The organism is uncultured Nitrospira sp., assembly GCA_902500695.1.
GTDB lineage: Bacteria > Nitrospirota > Nitrospiria > Nitrospirales > UBA8639 > Nitrospira_E.
In genome coordinates this window covers 1-20,754 of the sequence record CABVRQ010000033.1, presented here as the reverse complement: position 1 = coordinate 20,754, position 20,754 = coordinate 1, and the positions used below count along the sequence as shown (strand labels likewise).

At 46.6% G+C, this 20,754-nt stretch carries 16 protein-coding genes; 9 read left to right on the top strand and 7 right to left on the bottom strand.

Annotated features, from left to right (window positions below; genetic code table 11):
• Positions 1-258: 258 nt before the first annotated feature.
• Positions 259-669, bottom strand: coding sequence for an 8-oxo-dGTP diphosphatase MutT (mutT, locus tag AAH187_RS10050; protein WP_342348324.1), 411 nt, complete (start codon positions 667-669; stop codon positions 259-261).
• Positions 659-1,366, bottom strand: coding sequence for an A/G-specific adenine glycosylase (locus tag AAH187_RS10045; RefSeq protein WP_342348323.1), 708 nt, complete (start codon positions 1,364-1,366; stop codon positions 659-661). Before AAH187_RS10045 ends, mutT begins: the two co-directional genes overlap by 11 nt.
• 698 nt (positions 1,367-2,064) lie before the next feature.
• On the opposite strand from AAH187_RS10045, the gene AAH187_RS10040 reads away from it, so the two are divergent.
• Positions 2,065-2,883, top strand: a complete 819-nt coding sequence (locus AAH187_RS10040) for a class I SAM-dependent methyltransferase (RefSeq protein ID WP_342348322.1) — start codon at positions 2,065-2,067, stop codon at positions 2,881-2,883.
• Between the two features lie 168 nt (positions 2,884-3,051).
• Here AAH187_RS10040 and AAH187_RS10035 read toward each other — a convergent pair whose 3' ends face one another.
• From AAH187_RS10035 to AAH187_RS10025, 3 genes are all read right to left on the bottom strand, one after another.
• Entirely contained in the window at positions 3,052-5,340 is a 2,289-nt protein-coding gene (locus AAH187_RS10035) for a PAS domain-containing protein (RefSeq protein ID WP_342348321.1), read from the bottom strand.
• 80 nt (positions 5,341-5,420) lie between these two features.
• Complete coding sequence (locus tag AAH187_RS10030; RefSeq protein ID WP_342348320.1) at positions 5,421-6,971, bottom strand: hypothetical protein; 1,551 nt, start codon at positions 6,969-6,971, stop codon at positions 5,421-5,423.
• Between the two features lie 1,018 nt (positions 6,972-7,989).
• A complete protein-coding gene (locus tag AAH187_RS10025; RefSeq protein ID WP_342348319.1) occupies positions 7,990-8,709 on the bottom strand; it encodes an HAD-IA family hydrolase in 720 nt (239 codons plus the stop codon).
• A 434-nt stretch (positions 8,710-9,143) separates the two neighbouring features.
• Here AAH187_RS10025 and AAH187_RS10020 point away from each other — a divergent pair, with 434 nt between their 5' ends.
• From AAH187_RS10020 to AAH187_RS09985, 8 genes are all read left to right on the top strand, one after another.
• Entirely contained in the window at positions 9,144-11,930 is a 2,787-nt protein-coding gene (locus AAH187_RS10020) for a valine--tRNA ligase (protein ID WP_342348318.1), read from the top strand.
• A complete protein-coding gene (gene nadC, locus AAH187_RS10015) occupies positions 11,930-12,844 on the top strand; it encodes a carboxylating nicotinate-nucleotide diphosphorylase (RefSeq protein ID WP_342348317.1) in 915 nt (304 codons plus the stop codon). The genes AAH187_RS10020 and nadC overlap by 1 nt, the downstream gene beginning before the upstream one ends.
• Before the next feature lie 27 nt (positions 12,845-12,871).
• Positions 12,872-13,696 (top strand): biotin--[acetyl-CoA-carboxylase] ligase, encoded by an 825-nt coding sequence (locus AAH187_RS10010; protein WP_342348316.1) that lies wholly within the window; start codon positions 12,872-12,874, stop codon positions 13,694-13,696.
• A gap of 39 nt (positions 13,697-13,735) precedes the next feature.
• Positions 13,736-14,512 carry a type III pantothenate kinase gene (locus tag AAH187_RS10005; RefSeq protein WP_342348315.1) on the top strand — a complete coding sequence of 259 codons (777 nt, stop codon included), beginning with the start codon at positions 13,736-13,738 and terminating at the stop codon, positions 14,510-14,512.
• 111 nt (positions 14,513-14,623) lie between these two features.
• A complete protein-coding gene (gene grpE / locus AAH187_RS10000; protein ID WP_342348314.1) occupies positions 14,624-15,286 on the top strand; it encodes a nucleotide exchange factor GrpE in 663 nt (220 codons plus the stop codon).
• Complete coding sequence (dnaK, locus tag AAH187_RS09995) at positions 15,283-17,214, top strand: molecular chaperone DnaK (RefSeq protein WP_342348313.1); 1,932 nt, start codon at positions 15,283-15,285, stop codon at positions 17,212-17,214. Before grpE ends, dnaK begins: the two co-directional genes overlap by 4 nt.
• A gap of 75 nt (positions 17,215-17,289) precedes the next feature.
• Positions 17,290-18,414 carry a molecular chaperone DnaJ gene (gene dnaJ / locus AAH187_RS09990; RefSeq protein ID WP_342348312.1) on the top strand — a complete coding sequence of 375 codons (1,125 nt, stop codon included), beginning with the start codon at positions 17,290-17,292 and terminating at the stop codon, positions 18,412-18,414.
• Positions 18,338-19,189, top strand: coding sequence for an RsmE family RNA methyltransferase (locus AAH187_RS09985; RefSeq protein ID WP_342348311.1), 852 nt, complete (start codon positions 18,338-18,340; stop codon positions 19,187-19,189). The genes dnaJ and AAH187_RS09985 overlap by 77 nt, the downstream gene beginning before the upstream one ends.
• A 24-nt stretch (positions 19,190-19,213) precedes the next feature.
• Here the strand turns inward: AAH187_RS09985 and AAH187_RS09980 are convergent, their stop codons facing one another.
• Both AAH187_RS09980 and AAH187_RS09975 read right to left on the bottom strand, forming a co-directional pair.
• Entirely contained in the window at positions 19,214-20,218 is a 1,005-nt protein-coding gene (locus tag AAH187_RS09980; protein ID WP_342348310.1) for a YCF48-related protein, read from the bottom strand.
• Between the two features lie 25 nt (positions 20,219-20,243).
• The coding region (locus AAH187_RS09975) for an IPT/TIG domain-containing protein (RefSeq protein ID WP_342348309.1) at positions 20,244-20,754 on the bottom strand (511 nt) is incomplete at its 5' end.

The following is a 20,754-nucleotide window of genomic DNA, read 5'->3' as shown; positions in this document are numbered from 1 at the left end:
CACAATTAGAATGAAGGTTTCAGCAAATATTGAACGTTCACAGCTCCTTTTCCTTCTGGATGCATTCTTCTCTGTATTTCGAATAGACAGACAGGGCAAGCACAGGGTAAGGAGCGGCCACGGGTGGGGGAACGAAGTCAATCCCTAACAATTTCGTTCATTCCGGCTGAATAGCGCGAGCAGGTTCGATAGGAATGATAATCTTCATGTCCTGATAAAACCATATTATGAACTGCTATATACTGACTCCTCCGAATTTCAAACTTGAATGATTTTGCGTATGACCGGAATATCTGCAGGAGGAAACTCATAGGAAATCAAATCATGCTTGTGAACCCAGGCGACTTCAGCGCACTCTAACGCTTGAGGAATCCCCAGAATGATGGAACAGGTATAAAAATACAACTCCACCATTTTTTCCGGATACTGGTAATGAAGAGCATGGAACCAAACGGGTTCACTTATCTCCACCCCTAACTCCTCTTTCACCTCTCTGCGCAAGCAATCTTCCAGAGTTTCTCCAAATTCCTTTTTTCCTCCAGGAAATTCCCAAAGCCCCCCTAGATAGGACTCCGGCTTTCTCCTTGACAAGAGAATCCTATCCTTCTGCCAGATAATTGCGGCCGCCACAACAATAGGTGGCGACTCCTGAGCCTCATTACTTTTCATCAGAAGAAACGGTAAGGCAGATATTCCGCATGGGACACAATAAACAAATGGGCTTTCTGGCCGTACACATCATGGCCCCAAAGTCCATTAACGCCTGGTTGAAGTCATATCCTTTGCCCCTAGGAATAAGTTTTTCAGAGAGTAACCATAACTCCGCCTTTTGCTTCTTGGCCTCCCCTTTCCCAATAAATATCCGATGCAATACCCGCATCACATTGGTGTCTAAAATAGCCGCATCTTTATTAAAGGCAAATGACCTGATGGCTCCTGCGGTATACCGACCAATGCCTTTTAGGGAGAGGAGTTCTTCAGGTTTATTGGGAATAGCTCCGCCATACCGCTCAATCGTCTCACAGGCAATGCCATGAAGACGGTATGGTCGAATGTTGTACCCTAGGGGATACCACGTCTTTCGAACATCATCTGGCTGAGCTTCCGCCAGATCCTTCAGAGTGGGATATTTTCCAAGAAACTCGTGGAATTTAGGAATAACCCTATCCACTTGCGTTTGTTGCAACATGACCTCAGAAACCAGAATCTTATATGGATCGGATGTTCTCCTCCATGGAAGATCCCGACCGAATTCCCCATACCATGCCAGTAGGCGTTTCTGAAACTTTTCTTTTTTATTTTTTGGAATGCCATGCACAACCTTGGCAGAAGGCTTAGATTTTTTTTTACCTGGAGTTTTTTTCATCTTTGTCATCGACAAGAATAATTTTTAAAGATTGAATCCTAGCCACCATAGCGCAAGCCTCCATCCCAATCACGACAATCTTTCCATGCTACGAACCAATTAAAAGATAAACCAAAAGATCAATTTAATCTAGCAGTCGCAAGAATGTAATCCATTACATGAAATTCTACGGAAACGTCACATTAGTTTTTCTAGACACGCGTCTTTAAGATCGGGTAATGTCCCGTCCACTAAGCAGGACCGTTTTATTCCTTTTCATGTGCTCCCCCTCCACATGTCCCTTCATTTTATAAGATTTGGAGGAATAGACACAGTCCGATGAAATCTCCAAACCTCTTTTAGCGGTCAACCTTCAGGAATCCCGGGTCTTTGTCCAACTATGCGGACGAATTCCGGACCAGGAATTACCCTTCCCCAGTCCCCCCATCAGGGGAACATTAAGATATTCTTTCGTTCACAATCTTTTCCCATTCTCACGCTGTGCATCCCCATCCCTACCGTCTTTGACGTTCCGGGACATTTTCAACCATCTGTTTCCTTTAAACACCAAAAGGAGGTTTCCTATGTTTCCACACACTATCCCACTTTCCCAGTTTTTCCCAAACAGTGCCACAGAAATTCAAAAACTTGCCCAAGGCACGTCTGAACTCATTTCCAGATTCTCAAAAAAAGGAGGGCCAGACCCAACAGACTATCCCATGCTGAATACACTCCTGCAACAGTTTTCTGGTGGAAACATACACAAGATATTTTCCGCTGATCAATTAAATTCAATTCGAGCTGCTTTCGGAGAAGCCCTTTCGCCCGAAACCATTCAAGGTTGGGCGTACCATAAACCGTTAGGATATGCAGGCGATTATCAAATCATTGAAAAAATATACAATTACTACACATCATCGAACCCATCTTTAATAAAGTGGGATCAGTATTTTCATGCCCAAAAAGCACCTAAGGCAGTCAGAAATCGATTGTCATTTTTCCTTGACCAATTATGGAAAACAAAAATGGAAACCCCCTCCACCAGCCATATTCTCAACCTAGCCTCCGGCCCTGGTCGGGATATGTATGAAGCCCTCAAGGTTCTTGGGACATCAAAAATTGAGATCGATTGCGTTGATCAGGACGCGAATGCCATCAATTATGCCAAGGACCTTTGTCGTGACTTCCTTGCTCACATTCAATTTACGCACAAGAATGTGTTTCGTTTTTCACCGAATAAAACATACCACCTGATTTGGTCGGCTGGTTTATTTGATTATTTCAATGACGAGATCTTCAAGCGAACCTTAAAAAGGTTCTTCGGTCTTCTCAAACCAAATGGAAAAATGGTAATTGGAAATTTTACTATTGAAAATCCCAGTCGCGGCTACATGGAACTTTTCAAATGGGATTTATTTCATCGGAGCAAAATGCACCTTCGCAGGCTTGCCCAGGAATGCGGGTTTACAGAGAATCAAATCCGCATTGAACAGGAGCCTGAAGGTGTCAACTTATTTTTGGTTGTCATAAAGAATTAATCAGCAAGCGAAGCTCATTACCTATCTTCAAAAACCGTAGGCAGGGCATTGCTAAAATCAGTGGCCACAAAAAAAGGGGGAATCCATCACCAATGAGGATTCCCCTTTTTTGAGGAACAACTATTCAAATACCCTGGACTTCACCTAGGCCGAGGCGCATGAGGTCGTTTACTCTAAAACGGATTGCAGCACAACACTGAGGTCCACAAGATTAAAGGGCTTTGCCACTCTACCCTTGAAACCATATTCTTGATAATTGGCAAGGACAGGGTCATTTGAATAACCACTCACCACAATAGCTTTGACTTGGGGGTCTATAGTTAACAGCCGACTGAGGACTTCCTTCCCTCCTAGTCCTCCAGGTACGGTTAAATCAAGAATGACCGCTGAAAATGGAGAACCAACCTCCCATGCCTCGAAAAAATTCCTCAAAGCTTCTTCACCGTCTTTCGCTGTCTCGTAACTGTATCCACACGTTTCCACCATCTCACCTAGAACTTTCCGGATTTGAATTTCATCATCCATAATCAGAATTTTGCCATGCCCCATTTTTACGCGCCTTTCCTGCACTTCATAAGCCATTTCTTGAATGGGGATAGCTGGGAGAAATAAAGAAAAAGTACTACCCTCCCCGAGCGCTGAATTCACAGTCAACACTCCTCCATGATTCCTAACGATGGAGTAGGACGTTGCAAGGCCGAGCCCTGACCCTGTGGACTTTGTCGTAAAATATGGATCAAATATTTTCTCTAGATTTTCCTTAGAAATCCCAACCCCTTTGTCCTTGAATCGGATTTCAACCCAATCTTGAGCATGCAAAGTCATTTGTCCAAAATCCGAATGTTCGACCATATCTCCCTTAACATTGTGAGCTTGAATGATACATTCCCCTCCGTCTTCCATCGCCTGCCGGGCATTGATCACAAGGTTATGAATCACTTGGCAAATTTGGCCTGCATCGATCGTGACTGGCCACAGATCATCAGCAACATTAAAGATTGGACGGACATTAGATCCGGACAATACCAACTGGACATTCTCTTTTATTATCTCTTGCAAAAGGACAGTCTTTTTTACCGGAGCCCCGCCCTTAGAAAAGGTTAGAAGTTGCCGTGCAATATCTTGCGCTCTTAAAGAAGCGTGTTCAGCCTCAGAAATCCGATTAAACAGAGGACTGGATGAGTCCAGTGTAAATTTCGCTAGCGACAGTTGCCCTAAAATTGCCGTGAGCAAGTTATTGAAATCATGGGCAAGTCCTCCAGCCAAAAGACCAAGTGACTCGAGCTTGGCCCCCCTCAACCTTTCCTCCTCCCATTTTTTTCTTTCCGTCACATCCTGAGCAATCCCAATGACCCGGTGAATCATCCCTGATGCATCCTTCACCGGAAAGGTTCGGTTATGAACCCAGCGTAGCTCATGGTGACGAGTAACAATTCGGTATTCAATATCAAGGCCTTTCGCATCAATTCTCTTCAAGAACAAATTTTCAACCTTGGACTGATCTTCTTGAAAAACGATGGTCAGCCAATCAAAGGGATTATTCATGAGTTTTTGGGGATCCCCGCCCCAAAGGCGTTTGTAAGCGGGACTTACATAGACTATTTGTTGTAGGTCTACCTCCCATATCCAAAATACACTATCCACAGTTTCAGCTAATTGGCGAAATTTTTCATCACTGTCCCTAAAAGCCAACTCAGCCATACGAACGTTTGTTACATCACGACAGATCAACAATACAGTTAAAATTTGTCCACCAATAGTTGGCTCGGGGCAAAATCGAATTTCAAAATTTTTAAGCCCTTGTCCAGTAGGATGGGAAATTTCCAAAGATTCTGAGATGCCTTTACTCCAAACTGATTGAATTTTCTCCTCAAAAATATCTGCGACCTTTTTGGAGACTCCCAACTCTATGAGTTGCTTACCTAAATATTTTTCCGGGGGAAAGGGGTCAACACTATCCCACCACCGATTTAAATACATCACACGATTTTTGCGATCAAAGCGTCCAATAATATCGGGAAGATTGCTGGTCAAGGATTGAAGCTCTCGGTCCCACCGATGCAATTCCTCTTTGATCTGTTGGTGATTAGGGATTTCTATTAACACCCCGTGGCAGACCATTTCATTTTCGAGGCTCCCAGCAGACACCACACTATTTTCTTGAACCCAAACCACACGATTTCCTTCACCGAACATTCGATACTCTAACCGAATGGTCACGGGCAGATGAGTGTGATTCTCCCAACCTCTCAAACACATATTCCGATCTTCCGGATGTATTCGAGAGAAAAACGCTTTTGAATCTTGGGTTAGTTGCTCAGGAGTTAGGTCTAGCAAGGAATGGACGAACGGAGTCACAAATTCAAACTTTCGATCAATCCCCCGTTGAGTACACCGATAAACAACCAATGGTACATGGTCAAAAACGGAATCCTCATTTCGCGAGAAGCTATTCATAAATGAAGTACAACCCAATGCAACTAACGATCTGACTCAGCAAGAGTCAGCACCTAAAAAAAGAATTCTACCAATTTTTTCTACGAAAAAAGACGGCCAGGGTCTGGTGTTACCTTCACTTGCTTAAGAGCAATGGCGGGATTACGAAAGGAAGTCAAGGAGTACTCATTGGCATAAGGGAGACTGAGGGGCAGTTGGATTTGAAATCCAAGAATACCACGCTCATTGGTCAAAAGATGAAAATATCCAGAATGGCGTTGAATAATTTGATGAGCAAGGATTAACCCTTGCGCAGCGGACGGATCAGGCTCATCAATAAGTACATCATCAAAATCCCATTCCTCTATTGAAACCAGCTCGGAATTCATTGACGCTATTGGAGCTTTCCACGACACTGATACTTGAAGCCAATTTTGTCCCATGGCATGTCGATCGGCTTTTGTTTCAATTCGCAAAGTTCCAGACAATTGCGATTGATCCTTTAAGAGAAATAGCAGGCCATTAAAAATGGCTTGCATGAGCCCTTGTCGATCTACAGAGATCATCGGGACATCCGGACTAAATATCTTCTCAATCATTGTTTTATAATAAGAAGGATTGCTTGCCACAAACAACAGACAGGAATCAATGATTTCATGGACATGGGTTTTTGTATTCAATGATCCCGATAAGGGCTTGACATATTCTCTGATCTCTTTTGTTAAGGCTTCTATTTTTGCAAGATCTTCTCCAACTATACGATGAAGCCTATCCATAAATTCCCCGTCATGACGTCGTAATTCAGCCACTTGAACAAAAGCTTTAATTGAGACTAATGGGCTATGTAGTTCCTGAGTCAATCCATTGGCCATGGCCTCAAGGGACCGTAGGCGATCCACTTGGCAAAGCAAATTTTGAGAACGGTGAATTTCTTCTCGCAAAATAGCATTTTCTAATGCTAGAGCAGATTCCTGAATAATGGTATTCCAAAATGTTTGCCCACCCATCATCCGAATAGCTTTACTAGACGTAGGGCCAAGCGCCAAAACACCCAATAACTGGTTATTCCCAAAAATCGGATAAAACAACTCTAATCCGGCTTCTTCTAAGATTTCAGCAATGCGCATCTCGCCTTCATTGGAGTCTACCCCCTTTAAGTCCTTAATAGAGACCCTTGACTGGGTGAATAGTAATAATTGTGGCAGATTATCGGAGATTGCCCATCCATTTTGGATAACAGGATGATCATGAGAAAACCCGAAACTTGAAACAGCCCTATACCGATTTTCTTCAACCTGCAAAACAAAGATAGCGGCTTTTGATGCTCCAGCGCTTCTTCCTACCGTTTCTAGAATGGCCTGCCCCAAATCTTCAATATTTTGCATGTTAGCGACTTTCGAAGAAAATCTGGAGAGAGCTTGAGTCCTCAATTCCCTGCCTTTAAGTATGGTTCTCGCCACCGCGCCCTTCGTTCCGACTCTCATTTGATAAACACCCACAACCGTCAAGAGGTGAAGCACAAGTTGCACGACGGAAAACCTGACATTAATGCCACCAAGAAGGGATTTCTGCGCAAGGAGCAGCATCGGGTAAACAGGCTGTGACACAAACAATAAAATAGCAAAATAGGACAATCCTTTTTCAACATACACTGAAAATTCCAACCAGTGGAATCGCAACAAGGTATAGGCTACGATTGAAATATATACCGCAAAGCCAATAGTCCCGTAGGGTAATATTTCAATCCCATACCACAGGGGATAATTAGTCGCCCCACCTATGTATCCAATTCCAGAGCCTATGAGCAGATACAAAAATTGCCTTCGACGCAATCCCCTTTCCTTCGTATAGGCCTGGATGAGAAGAAGATGAGCAAAGATTACAAGACCGGCCCACCAAATCAAACAAAAATGAAAAACCAAGCCCGGCACACCCCAAAACGGAAAGACAGAGATCTGGCGGACACCTTGAATAAATAAAGGAGTAAAATCGGCAAGTAGAAAAACCCCACCGACGAGGTAATTCCACTTAATAGTCGCGCTAAAAGTATTCTCCTTCCCAAGTAAATACAGAATATGATGCAAAAAGGTAATGGGAATAAAGATGGCTCCTGCCATTAAGATGCGAAGATTGAGAAGCGCAAAAAAATCAGTATCGGAGACTTGCCAAGCAAAATACCCAAAACTCCATAAGGCAGTGGCAATACCAAATAACCCAAATGTCCAATGTCTGGGATCCTTGGGAGCGCGAAAGTAGACAAAGGAGGCCAGCCCGCTAGCGGCCAATCCATTCAACAATCCACTGATGGCAAAAAATTCCACGAGTTTCGTGTTATCGACGGAGGAGTATTAACTTAAGGTTCGGAACCTGGGAAAAAGTCACCATGTCAAAAAAAGGCCGCACCAGCCTAGAGGGGTCTAATTTGATTTTAAACCGTACCCTGAATGGTCAAAATGGTCAAGTATGCCCACTTTTGAATTACTGGGGGCTCCTAGGTCCCTCAGGATCATGCAGGACATCTCTGCGTTCGGGGTGCCCACCCACCGGTCGGCCCTTGAACTATTGGGAGTCCATTTTTACCCGTCAGTTTGGGAAATCCCCGAAAGCCCAGTCTCGGACTCTCAATAGGGAGTGATTGGGAAAGAAATCCTAAAGGAAGGGATAGGTATCCTAGGGATACAAGAGGTCAGACGAAGCCAGTTGGGTCAAACTTGAAAGTGTTCTTGGATGAGGGAGGCTAGGCGTAGAACGATCAATCAGGAGAGCATGAAGACCAGCTTGTAGAGCCCCCTCCAAATCCTCAATAGGGTGATCTCCCACATGAAGAGCTTCTTGAGGAACCACCATGTGTTCATCAAGTGCATGACAAAAAATCTTTTGAGCTGGCTTGGCAGCTCCGACCAAGCTGGAAATGGTCACAGAATCAAAAAATGTGTTGAGACCAAGCGCCCGGGAAACCTGAAAAAACCGGCTATCAAAATTGGAAATGATTCCGAGTTCAAATCCCTGCCGCTTGAGATGACCTAAGACTTCGTATGTATCAGGGAACAGTTCCCAATGGATAGACTGCCCAAACGCCTCAAATACCTCTTCGAAAAAATCATCGAACCCCTCGAACATACCCACCCGATAAAAAACGGCATGTACAACATCAAACCACCACAACCGCTCGCATTGTTTGAGTTTTTCCGGCCGCTCCACTGAGAAAACAGGGGGAGGCATGTCTTTCATCGTTTGCTTAAAAGCTGCATTTAAGGCCTGAAGGGTCTGTTCTGTGTCTGGAACCCCGTATTTTTTGGCATAGGTTAAATACACCTCCCCTACTGATCCCTTCACATCAAATAAGGTCCCTACAGCATCAAAAAAAATGACTTTTATGGGAGATGTCATAGAAGAAAGTTGAGTGAACAGAGCATCAAGGCCAAAAGGTTAGTGGCCGGACCCTTACCTCGAACCAAAGGTTTAATTGAGTTGTTCAATCAGAACGAACGCAAGGAAGGAGAATTAGGAGGTGAAGCGATCATTTTGTAACACGACAAGGACCACCGCAAGAAATTAGTCTATTATTTCTTTTTGCCTTTTTCGCGCCGGGCAACTTCCAATCCTTTTACCCGTTGTTGATTTTTTCGATGTTTTCTTCGCAAATCACGATCTTTTTGCCGACCACGTGGCATGAGCGATTCTCCTGAGTTAAATGAGATTGTTAAAACTCCAGTGACCCCACTTTTACCATAGGCAACATGAGGGGAACAAGAGGTTGTATTTGCAGGGCCATAGGACCCGTGATAACATCGGACTTTTTTCGCCAATTCAAAAATACCAATATGGCCTCTTCACAATTAGAAAAAACGTACAATCCCGGTGAAGTCGAGAACCGATGGGGGTCATACTGGATTGAACACCAATTCTTCCAGCCTGACCCAACCAACCTTGCTCCTTCCTTTAGTCTGGTCATTCCCCCGCCCAACGTGACGGGATCCCTCCACATAGGACATGCACTCAATACAACTATCCAGGACATTATCGTTCGTTGGCGACGCATGCAGGGATTGAACACCTTATGGATCCCCGGGACAGACCATGCAGGGATTGCGACCCAAAATGTGGTTGAACGGCAACTCGCGCAAGAAGGTCAAACACGAGAACACCTTGGGCGCCCGGCCTTCATCGACCGGGTGTGGAAGTGGAGGCATCAATCCGGAGATACCATTATCGAACAACTCAAACAGTTGGGGGCATCCTGTGATTGGACTCGCCTTCGATTTACCATGGATGAAGGACTTTCCCTGGCGGTTCGAGAAGTGTTTGTTCGGCTGTACGAGGAAGGCCTCATTTACCGTGGGGAACGTTTAATTAATTGGTGCTCTCGCTGCCTGACAGCCCTTTCTGACATTGAAGTTGAACATGAACCAACAAAGGGAAAGCTCTATCACATTCCGTACTTCCTCGTGGACGATCCCACGGAATTTCTCATAGTGGCCACAACCAGACCAGAGACCATTCTGGGAGATACCGCAGTGGCCGTCCACCCTGAGGACCCTCGCTACCAGAAGTACATTGGGCAAGAAGTTCAGGTCCCTTTGACGACACGGACCATTCCGGTTGTGGCTGATCCGATATTAGTTGACCGGGAATTTGGAACCGGGGCCGTAAAAATTACCCCTGCGCATGACTTCAATGATTTTGAAGCAGGCGAGCGACACGGCCTTCCACGCCTGGGTATACTCGACTTTCAAGCTCGTATGAGCCCAATGGGACTCCAGGAGGCCCAGGCCGATCCCACACTTCAAGCGGAACTCAACTTCAAGTCCGTCCAGGAAGCCAGAGCCATTGTGATAGAAGCCCTGGAAAGGCAGGAATTACTCTCCAAGGTCGAAGATCACGCCATGGCCATTGGCAAATGCTACCGATGCAAAACTGTTACTGAGCCATACCTTTCACCTCAATGGTTCGTCAAAATACAACCCTTGGCGACTCCAGCTATCCAAGCGGTTGAAGCGGGTGACATTCGTATTATTCCCGATGGATGGAAAAATAATTATCTGGGCTGGATGCGCCAGATCAAAGATTGGTGTATTTCTCGCCAAATCTGGTGGGGGCATCAAATCCCCGCCTGGTATTGTCGAAACTGCAACAAGGACCATTTGCCCAAAACCAGCCAGGCTGGCGAAGCACCTGACCAGAAGGGTATTCCTTCCGCCCAGCTCACAAGAAGCTGCTTTATAGCCTCAGATGCTCAACCCATCGTATCAAGAACTCCACCACAATCATGTCCCACATGTGGAGGGACCAACCTTTTTCAAGATCCTGATGTATTGGATACCTGGTTTTCCTCCGCTCTCTGGCCATTTTCTACACTCGGGTGGCCAGAAAATACAGAAGACCTGAAAACCTTTTATCCAACAGCGACTCTAGTCACTGGATTGGACATCCTGTTCTTTTGGGTTGCCAGAATGATCATGATGGGCCTGAAATTTACAGGGAAAGTCCCATTCCGCGATGTGTACATCCATGCCTTGGTTCGGGACGCTGAGGGCCAGAAGATGAGCAAATCGAAAGGAAATGTGATTGATCCCTTGACCAAAATGCGCCAATATGGAACGGATGCGCTGAGGTTTACCCTGGCCTCAATGGCCTCACCGGGACGAGACATTAAGCTGGCCGAAGAACGCATCGAAGGATATCGAAATTTTGTCACAAAACTTTGGAATGCGGCGCGCTTCATTCATCTGTACGCGGACGGACCACGCGTATCACTCTCCGTAGAACTCCGTCCTTTTCCGGATCGGTGGATTCTTAGCCGACTGAACCATACGATCCATGAAGTAACCAAAGCGTTTGAAGACTATCGCTTTGACCAAGCCGCCTCCGCGCTCTATCAATTCATATGGCATGAATATTGTGATTGGTTCATAGAACTCGCCAAAGCCTGTCTCCAACAGGAAAACCATCCTGATGCGCCCGCCACCCGCCAGACGCTTTTGGAATCATTTGAAATCATCCAACGGCTGTTACACCCCGTGATGCCGTTTATTACAGAAGAGATATGGCAATCCTTCCCGCATGAAGGGCCATCAATCATGACGCAAAACTTTCCCACTGAAAAACCGGAATGGACCAATGCTGAAGCCGAACAGGCTTTTTCACTTCTCCAAGCGTTTGTCAACACGGCGAGAACCGGACGAGCTTTCCTGAATATTTCCCCATCTCAAGCACCTTCAATTTATGGAGTGTGTGCCCATGCCCACGACACGGCAACCATGGGCTTCCTCACCCCCTATATCGAGTCGATTCTTCGCTCATCGGTCATCACAGACCAGGCGATTCCACCTCTCCGCACATTACAATTACCTTCAGGTCATTTCAGTACCATTGGCATTCCTGTTCCCAATGAGATTGACCTCCATGAAGTTGTCAAAAAAATCCAGAAACAAATTGGAGAAAAAGAGAAGGAAGTGCAACGCCTTGGCAGTCGGTTATCCTCTCCTGAATTCAGGGAGAAGGCGGAGTCTTCCGTGATCCAGGAATCAGAAGACCGTCGTACCAAACTAATCGATGAGCTGGGAATTCTGAATATGACCGAACAACAACTGGTTTCCATGACGACCTGATGGGTGTACCTGCTTTCGCCTCGCCTCCTCCTCTTTCCGCTATGCGGCGCGTAATCAGCGCTGCCCTGGAAGAAGACCTTGCCTACGGAGACCTGACCTCGACCCTTCTCATTCCACCAACCCTGTTAGCTCGCGCCGAAATCAAAGCGAAAGGCCACATGATCGTGGCAGGCGTGGCCGTTGCCAGACAGGTATTTCATGCAGTCGATTCCTCCATTGAACTTACCACTCATACTGACGATGGAACCATGGTGCGCCCGTCAACCACGATCCTCAGCATAAAAGGGAAGGCGCAATCCCTCCTTCAGGGCGAACGTATCGCCTTGAACTTCCTCCAACGGCTTTCGGGGATCAGCACGCTCACCCATCAGTTCTGCGAGGCTGTTCGCGATTATCCGGTCGCAATAGTGGACACACGGAAAACCACCCCGGGACTCCGGGCCTTAGAAAAATGGGCCGTCCGCCTTGGCGGGGGAAAAAATCATCGCTTCTCCCTCCATGATGGCATGCTCATTAAAGATAACCACTTGATGGTTATGGCATCCCAACGGATGAACATCACCCAGACTTGTCTATGGGCCAGGCAACATGCCCCGCATGGCCTTCGAATTTGCGTGGAAGTCGAAACGATTGCTCAGGTCCGACAGGCCTTGAAGGGAAAAGCCGATGTCCTTTTATTGGATAACATGACCCCCGATCATGTCAGACAGGCCATAGACATCATTCAAAAGCAGGCCTTGGTGGAAGTATCAGGAGGCATGACCTTGGACAATGTTCGAGATATGGCAGAAGCCGGACCGGATTTCATCTCGATTGGGGCACTCACACATTCCGCCCCGTCCATGGACCTATCGATGGACATCGCTCCGCTCCAAACCAAAACAGGTCCTCAAAAGCGAAAATACCGAGCCTGACTTTTACTCTAACCCCCTGCCTTATCCGTGTTATCCTCCAAAAAACTAGCCGCCCTTCTTCCCTTAAAAAAAATTGGCGAGACCCTGTATATTTTTGACGAGTTAGGCTCAACCAATGCGTTTGCCATGGAAAGGGCCAAGGACCAGGCACTTTCTGGAACCGTCGTTCTGGCCGACAGACAAACCGCGGGGCGAGGTCGACTAGATCGGTCTTGGTTTTCACCAGGCAAGGCCAATATTTACGGATCTCTCCTTTTGGTTCCTGAAACAACTATTCAATATTTAGGATGGATTCCCCACATGGCCGGGGTGGCCATTGCCCAGGCACTTGAACAACAGACAGGAATTCGTATCGATCTCAAGTGGCCCAATGACTTATTAATAGGAGGACGTAAACTTGGGGGCGTGTTATGTGATTCCTTTCGGAATTCAGGGCACCAGACATGCGTGGTGATCGGATTCGGGATTAACGTTAACATTACTCAATCCGAATTCCCATCAGCGCTTCAAGCCAGCGCGACTTCTCTGCATATCCAATGTCATTGCCCTCTGGATAGAGAAGCACTGATCATCAAAGTGATCACATCCTTGGAAGAAAATTGGGAAAACCTGAGTTCCAATGGTCCTCAATCTTTACTTGTAGAATACACACATTGGTGTGCCACCATTGGACAGACGATTCAGGTTCAGTTCCCCGATGGAAGCCAACTACAGGGACTGGCCCATTCCATAGGAGAACATGGCCAACTTCAAGTCATCCCATCCCCTTCCGACCCAAACAAACAATCGACTAGGATGCGAGATATTCATTCAGGGGAAATCTTTCATCTACGCACAACCGCCCCAAAATGACCCATCTCTGAAGGATGGCTTAAGAGGAGTGCCTTTTTTATGCTTTTAGCCATCGACATTGGTAACTCACATATTGTCTGTGGCATTTTTCAAGACAGCATGCTGATCTCACACTGGCGCTTATCCACCGACCATTCCAAGACCCCTGATGAATACAGCATTGTTCTTCGCTCGCTCCTTCAATTTCATAAAATCCTGCCAGAAAATATTTCAGGCTGTATTGTCACGAGTGTGGTCCCCCCTCTCACGCATATTTTTGACATGTTGGCCCAATCATTACTCGGCCAACAACCCCTTATCGTCACGAGCGCATGTCCTCATGGGCTCATCCTCCAATACAGTAATCCCGATGAAATTGGGACAGACCGTCTCGTCAATGCGGCTGCGGCCTTTGCCCGCTATCGACGATATCTGATTATTGTAGACTTTGGGACCGCCACCACATTTTGTATCGTCACCAAACTTGGCGAGTACCTAGGTGGAACCATTGCCCCTGGCTTAAAAAGCGCAGCAGATACTCTTCACACAAAAACAGCCAAGCTTCCGAAAGTTGATCTGGCTGTTCCGACCTCCGTAATTGGCAAAGACACAACCTCCAGCATGCAGGCAGGAATCATGTATGGATATGCTGGATTGGTTGATGAAATCGTGAGGAGAATACAACAGGAAATCGGAGATTCGGCACTTGTCATCGCAACAGGTGGACTGGCTCAAACGATTGTTCCAATTTCTCGCACAATTCAGGAGGTTAGACCAAACCTGACATTAGAGGGGTTAAAGCTCCTTTATGATCGCATGACCCTTTCCTGTGGATAACTTTTTTCGATATCGTCTATTTTTTTTGTTAACCAAAAATCATAAGAAATTTAAGAGGATGGGTTGACTTGCCAGAGGAAGTGACTATCTAACTTTGATAAGTAACTTGAAATGTCTCTCTCTTCTTATTGGTCATTCATGACGCAACAAACGGGAAAAGGTAAATCCATGTTCTCCAATGAGGAAACTACTGAAGAAGCGACTGCAGAAGAAGTCGGTCCTCAAGAACATTCAACAGAGGACACAACAGGAAATACTTCTGAGTGTGACGGAACGCCAGAAGAAGAACTCCAAATTTCCCAAGATAAATACCTGCGTCTGGCTGCAGAATTTGAAAACTACAAACGTCGCGCCCAGCGGGATCAGAGCGATTCTATTCGATTTGGCAGTGAATCGTTACTAAAAAATTTGCTTCCTATTATAGATAATCTTGAGCGAGCCATACAGTGCGCAAAAGATGCAGGAACCAGCGGCCCATTACTGGAGGGGGTAGAGCTTACCCATAAACAATTCCTGGAAACCGTGGGTAAAGTTGGCGTTCGACAACTATCCACCACGGGAAACTCTTTTGATCCTGCTATCCATCAAGCAGTGGCCCAGGTGGAATCTGAAGGTGTGGATCCAAACACGGTCATCGAAGAATTTCAAAAAGGATATTTATTGCACGACCGCATTTTACGCCCGGCAATGGTAAGCGTAGCGAAAGAAAAATCAGAAATGGCAGAACCGTGTTCTACTGAAGAATCTGGTGAAGAGGGAGGAATACACGTATGAGCAAAATTATTGGGATTGACTTAGGAACAACAAATTCTTGCGTTGCGGTGATGAGTGGGGGAGACCCAACGGTCATCGCCAACTCAGAAGGCGGACGGACCACACCATCGGTCGTGGCCTTGACCGACAAAGACGAACGATTGGTCGGACAGATTGCCAAACGGCAAGCCATTACCAACCCAGAAAACACTATTTACTCGGTAAAGCGCCTGATGGGGAGAAAGCATTCTTCCCCTGAAGTCAAAAATGCAGCAACACGGCTCTCCTATAAAACAGCGGAAGGCCCTAATGGGGATGCCCACGTCATCATCAGAGGAAAAAGCTATAGTCCAGCAGAAGTTTCAGCCATGATCCTCCAAAAAATGAAACAAACGGCTGAAGATTATTTAGGGGAAAAGGTGACAGATGCTGTCATAACGGTTCCCGCCTATTTTGATGATAGCCAACGGCAAGCCACCAAGGACGCAGGAAAGATCGCGGGATTAAATGTCTTGCGCATCATTAATGAGCCGACGGCAGCGTCACTCGCCTATGGACTCGATAAGAAAAAAGATGAACGTATTGCTGTCTACGATCTAGGTGGTGGAACCTTTGACGTTTCAATCCTAGAAATCGGAGAAGGCGTCTTTGAAGTCAAATCCACTAATGGTGATACATTTTTGGGCGGAGACGACTTTGACCTTCGCGTGATGGATTGGTTGGTTGAAGAATTCAAAAAAGATCAGGGAATAGATTTACGCAATGATCGAATGGCCCTTCAACGACTTAAAGAAGCAGCCGAACGGGCAAAAATTGAACTCTCCTCTTCCCAAGAAACCGAAATCAATTTACCCTTCATTACCGCGGATGCCAGTGGACCAAAACACTTGGTGCTTAAACTCACCAGATCAAAATACGAGCAACTGGTGAATGATTTAATTGAGCGGACAATGGAACCCTGCAAAAAAGCTCTTGCCGATGCTGACATGACCACCAGCGACATCAATGAAATCGTCTTGGTGGGTGGGATGACTCGGATGCCAAAAGTCATTGAACGGGTCAAGCAATTTTTCGGGAAAGAACCCCATCGTGGTGTGAATCCCGATGAAGTGGTCGCAATCGGTGCGGCCATTCAAGGTGGTGTCTTGAAAGGAGATGTCAAAGATGTCCTGTTGCTGGATGTCACCCCGCTTTCACTCGGCATTGAAACATTAGGTGGAATCTTCACGAAACTCATCGAACGCAATACCACAATACCCACCAAAAAAAGCCAAATTTTTTCCACCGCAGCCGACAACCAAACTGCTGTGACCATAAGAGTCTTCCAAGGTGAGCGGGAAATGGCCAATGACAATAAGCTATTGGGACAGTTTGATTTAGTGGGGCTTCCTATGGCTCCAAGAGGTGTTCCGCAAGTTGAAGTCACCTTTGACATTGACGCAAATGGAATTGTGCATGTCTCAGCCAAAGATATGGCGACACAGAAAGAACAATCGATCAAGATCACGGCATCTAGTGGATTAAGTAAGGAAGAAGTTGAGCGTCTCGTTAAGGAAGCTCAAAGTCATACCGAAGAAGACAAAAAGAAACGGGAATTGGTCGAAGTCAAAAATCAGGCCGATACTCTTATTTATAGTACAGAAAAGAATTTAAGTGAACATGGAGACAAGATTGAGGAGTCGGAGAAATCAAACATCACAGGGGCAGTGGACGCACTCCGTAAAGCCATGGAGGAAACCGACCTGGAAGCGATTAAAACCGCCATGCAAAGCCTCACCACAGCCTCACATAAATTAGCCGAAGAAATGTATAAGAAGGCCTCCACTGACGCCTCGTCAGGTGGAACCGGGCCGGAAGACGGCCCTGGAACCTCTGGTGGTGAAGGCGCTGGTAATGAGGAAAAAGTTGTAGATGCCGAATTTGAAGAAGTTGATAAAGGCAAGAATTAAAAATTCTTCGAGCAGACTGATGCGCATGCTCATACATTACTGGCAAATTTTTCCATCCTTGGTTGGATAACGCTGATGGCACAGACCGGAAAACGAGATTATTACGAAATTCTCGGGGTGGACCGCAATGCCTCGGAAGAGGAGATTAAAAAAGGCTTTAGAAAGCTGGCCAGGCAACACCACCCGGATTTGCATGCCGACCCAAATCATAAAAAAACAGCCGAAGAAAAGTTCAAGGAAGCCGGAGAGGCCTATGAAGTGCTCAGCGATTCGGATCGCCGAAAAAAGTACGACATGTTCGGACACGCAGCGGCTGGCCAAGGAGGAGGAGCCGACGGATTCGGGTTTGGGGGAGGCGGCTTTGGAGATGTGTTTGGAGATATTTTTGAAGATTTCTTCGGTGGTGGCAGAGGTCAAAATCGTGCCGAACAAGGCAATGATCTTCAATATAACCTAGAGATCTCTTTTGAAGAGGCCATCAATGGCAAGGAAGCCAAACTCAAGATTCCTCGTTGGGAAGTCTGTGAAACCTGCCATGGAACCGGCGCGAAATCTGATCAAGCCGTCAAACCCTGTTCTGCATGCCGTGGGGCTGGACAAATTCGCTTGCAACAAGGATTTTTCACCATCAATCGGACCTGTGGGCAATGCCAAGGATCAGGACAGGTTATTGCCGACCCATGCAAAACCTGTAGGGGGCAAAGACGCGTTCACAAGGAACGGCTCTTGGCGGTGACCATTCCAGCTGGGGTCGAAACAGGCATGAGACTTCGCCTTTCCCACGAAGGGGAGCATGGGATGAATGGCGGCCCCCCTGGGGATTTGTATGTGGCACTCAATGTAAGGCCACATCCACACTTTCAACGGAAAGGCCAAGAGATCCTTTATGACTTACGCTTGGATTTCGTCACAGCGACTCTTGGAGGAAAAGTTGAAGTCCCAACATTAAATGGAACCACTATGGTGAAGATTCCTGGAGGAACCCAACATGATCAAATTCTCCGCCTTAAAGGTTTAGGCGCCCCTGGGCTTAAATCCCAAAATCGTGGGGATCAACTGATTCGGACTAAAATTGAAATTCCTACCAAACTGACTCCAAAGCAACACGAACTCCTTACCGCCTATGCGGAGGAGTGCGGGATTTCTACGGACGCACAAGGAGAAGGCCTGTTCGATAAAGTTAAGAATATGTTCGATTAACCTTCCTGCCCTTTTCCTCCCCCCATTACGACTAAAACATATGCCAGTTTACTTCATCCATTCAACACAGGTTGAGGATGAAATGGTCATGATAGGCGACCCTTTATTCACTCATCTATCAAAAAGTTTACGAACGAGACCTGGAGACCTGCTGATTCTCAATGATGATAGAGGTCGACGGTACCATACAATCATCCATCAGATAACCAAACAGGCTATCTATGCCAATGTTCGGAGCATTGAAAAATCCCCACCATCTTCTACTCCGCCCATTACCTTGGCTCAAGCTCTTTTAAAAGGAGAGAAAATGGCCTGGGTTATCCAAAAAGCGACGGAACTCGGAGTCAATACGATTGCGCCACTCGTGACAGAGAGGATCATTCCTCGAGTGTCGCCAATACACGCAGCCAAATTTCAGGAAAGATGGGATCGAATTGCCTTGGAAGCAGCGCAACAAAGTGAGCGATGGAGCATGCCAACCATACTTCCCATTCAAACATTTCAGAAATTTTTGCAGCGGGAAAATGGAGGGTTACCAATCATGTTAGCTGAACGGCAGGAGAACGTTTCTCTTTCAAAAATACCATTACCATCGGAGATTCAAGGCGGAATCACTGTTTTCATCGGCCCAGAAGGCGGTTGGACGAAAGAGGAACGGCATGCGGCACAATCTCTAAATGTAGTTTTTGCCACGTTAGGGAAGGGAGTTTTGAGAGCAGAAACTGCTAGCCTGGCTTCATTGGCCATTCTCCAGGCCAGACTCAATTATCTCTGATACCAACGACGGATGGGCCCACATTTAGGGTTGTGGTGTGGCGGTTTCAAAATGAATTATCGTCCCATGGTCTCCCACCGCAAACCCATGAGAAGGGTCAGGAAACGATTGGGCATAAAGGGTTTCAGAGTTTAATGGTTCGATTTCCTGCCAGGTAAATCCAGCATCTTGAGTCTCTAAAATCGTCCCACGCTCACCAACAATGCGACCAACCAGTGAATTCAAAAACTGAATATTGACCAAATCAGCCGGCTTAATGCATGGACTTCCACAGGATCGAGTGTGATCCACCCATACTTCCCCTCCATTCAACGTTTGGAAGATAGCTCCCTGCGTCCCAACAGCCCATCCCGCCACATTATCTGTAAACACAATATCAAAGAATGTTGCGGGATTATTGGTGGTCTGGAGCCCCCAACTCTTTCCCCCGTCAGTAGTTGCCAATATGACACCAAGGGCACCCACGGCCCATCCCCGTTTTTCATTCAGAAAATGGACGCCGAAGAGATCTGCTGTCGTCCCACTGACTTGATCAGCCCAGCTCTCTCCCCCGTCTTCCGTGTGCAGAATTACCCCGCGGGAACCAACGACCCACCCATGATCGGTTGTAAGAAAATCAGCCGCGTAAAGCGTTCCATTTGTCCCACTATCCTGTGGAACCCACTGCTTGCCACCGTCGACAGTATGCAACACCGTTCCGTTTTGTCCAAGAATCCATCCATGCATCACATCCGCAAATGTCACCGCCGTCAATAATGCGTTGGTCCGGCGTGGGCTCGACTTCCATGAGGCTCCGCCATCGTCGGTATCGAGAACGGTCCCACCTGCTCCAACGATCCAGCCCTTGCGGGCGTTCAGGAAATGCACACCAAGAAACGTCACCTTGGTAGGACTGGCTTGAAGTGAGAGAGCAGACGGAGTTGCTTGAGGAAAGGCTGGTTGAGGATTTACAAAAAAGCCTAAACTCGCAAGGGCTCCCAACACACACAGACCTTTCACCTTGTGGTCCCACGAATGGAAAGTTTTCATAAGATCATGATTCCAAGTTATGCCATTAGTCATTTCTGCGCTCGCCCTTTTCCTTCCAATAATCCTTGTTAGGAAGGCCTCTCTGCAAAATCGAAAATGGCCCAGCAACGATCGAAATATACTTTTTAGGCGTACAACATTCGCCGGTATCGAGCATATCCCATGACCCTCGTTTCAGAATCAGTTCCCCTTTGCTCAGATCGTCGTTAAAACCCTTTGGATTTCCAAAACCATAAGCCGGCCGGCGAGGGACACGGATCGTGATCTGGGTATCGGTCCATGTCTCGATGTGCGTGGCAACGCCGCTCACCAAAACCTCACTACGAGATACATCTTGCCCTAGGTCGTAGATTTTCCAGTCATGAGCATCCTGGTTGAGTGATAAGCGAGTTGCTTCTGAAATTTTGAGGAATTCACCGAATCCTTTGCCGGTAATAGTCACGACCTCATCCAAGCCGGCTTCTTTGGGAAAGTAGGAATGAATTTCCGGCTGAACAACGGTAAAAGTTCCGGCTTTAAGCGTCACAATCTCTTGT

What these genes read in the sequence shown, in the direction of transcription:
- mutT (WP_342348324.1), bottom strand. Translation starts at nt 669, where the DNA reads ATGAAAAGTAATGAGGCTCAGGAGTCGCCACCTATTGTTGTGGCGGCC.
- AAH187_RS10045 (WP_342348323.1), bottom strand. Translation starts at nt 1,366, where the DNA reads ATGAAAAAAACTCCAGGTAAAAAAAAATCTAAGCCTTCTGCCAAGGTT.
- AAH187_RS10040 (WP_342348322.1), top strand. Translation starts at nt 2,065, where the DNA reads ATGCTGAATACACTCCTGCAACAGTTTTCTGGTGGAAACATACACAAG.
- AAH187_RS10035 (WP_342348321.1), bottom strand. Translation starts at nt 5,340, where the DNA reads ATGAATAGCTTCTCGCGAAATGAGGATTCCGTTTTTGACCATGTACCA.
- AAH187_RS10025 (WP_342348319.1), bottom strand. Translation starts at nt 8,709, where the DNA reads ATGACATCTCCCATAAAAGTCATTTTTTTTGATGCTGTAGGGACCTTA.
- AAH187_RS10020 (WP_342348318.1), top strand. Translation starts at nt 9,144, where the DNA reads ATGGCCTCTTCACAATTAGAAAAAACGTACAATCCCGGTGAAGTCGAG.
- nadC (WP_342348317.1), top strand. Translation starts at nt 11,930, where the DNA reads ATGGGTGTACCTGCTTTCGCCTCGCCTCCTCCTCTTTCCGCTATGCGG.
- AAH187_RS10005 (WP_342348315.1), top strand. Translation starts at nt 13,736, where the DNA reads ATGCTTTTAGCCATCGACATTGGTAACTCACATATTGTCTGTGGCATT.
- grpE (WP_342348314.1), top strand. Translation starts at nt 14,624, where the DNA reads ATGTCTCTCTCTTCTTATTGGTCATTCATGACGCAACAAACGGGAAAA.
- dnaK (WP_342348313.1), top strand. Translation starts at nt 15,283, where the DNA reads ATGAGCAAAATTATTGGGATTGACTTAGGAACAACAAATTCTTGCGTT.
- dnaJ (WP_342348312.1), top strand. Translation starts at nt 17,290, where the DNA reads ATGGCACAGACCGGAAAACGAGATTATTACGAAATTCTCGGGGTGGAC.
- AAH187_RS09985 (WP_342348311.1), top strand. Translation starts at nt 18,338, where the DNA reads ATGCGGAGGAGTGCGGGATTTCTACGGACGCACAAGGAGAAGGCCTGT.
- AAH187_RS09980 (WP_342348310.1), bottom strand. Translation starts at nt 20,218, where the DNA reads ATGAAAACTTTCCATTCGTGGGACCACAAGGTGAAAGGTCTGTGTGTG.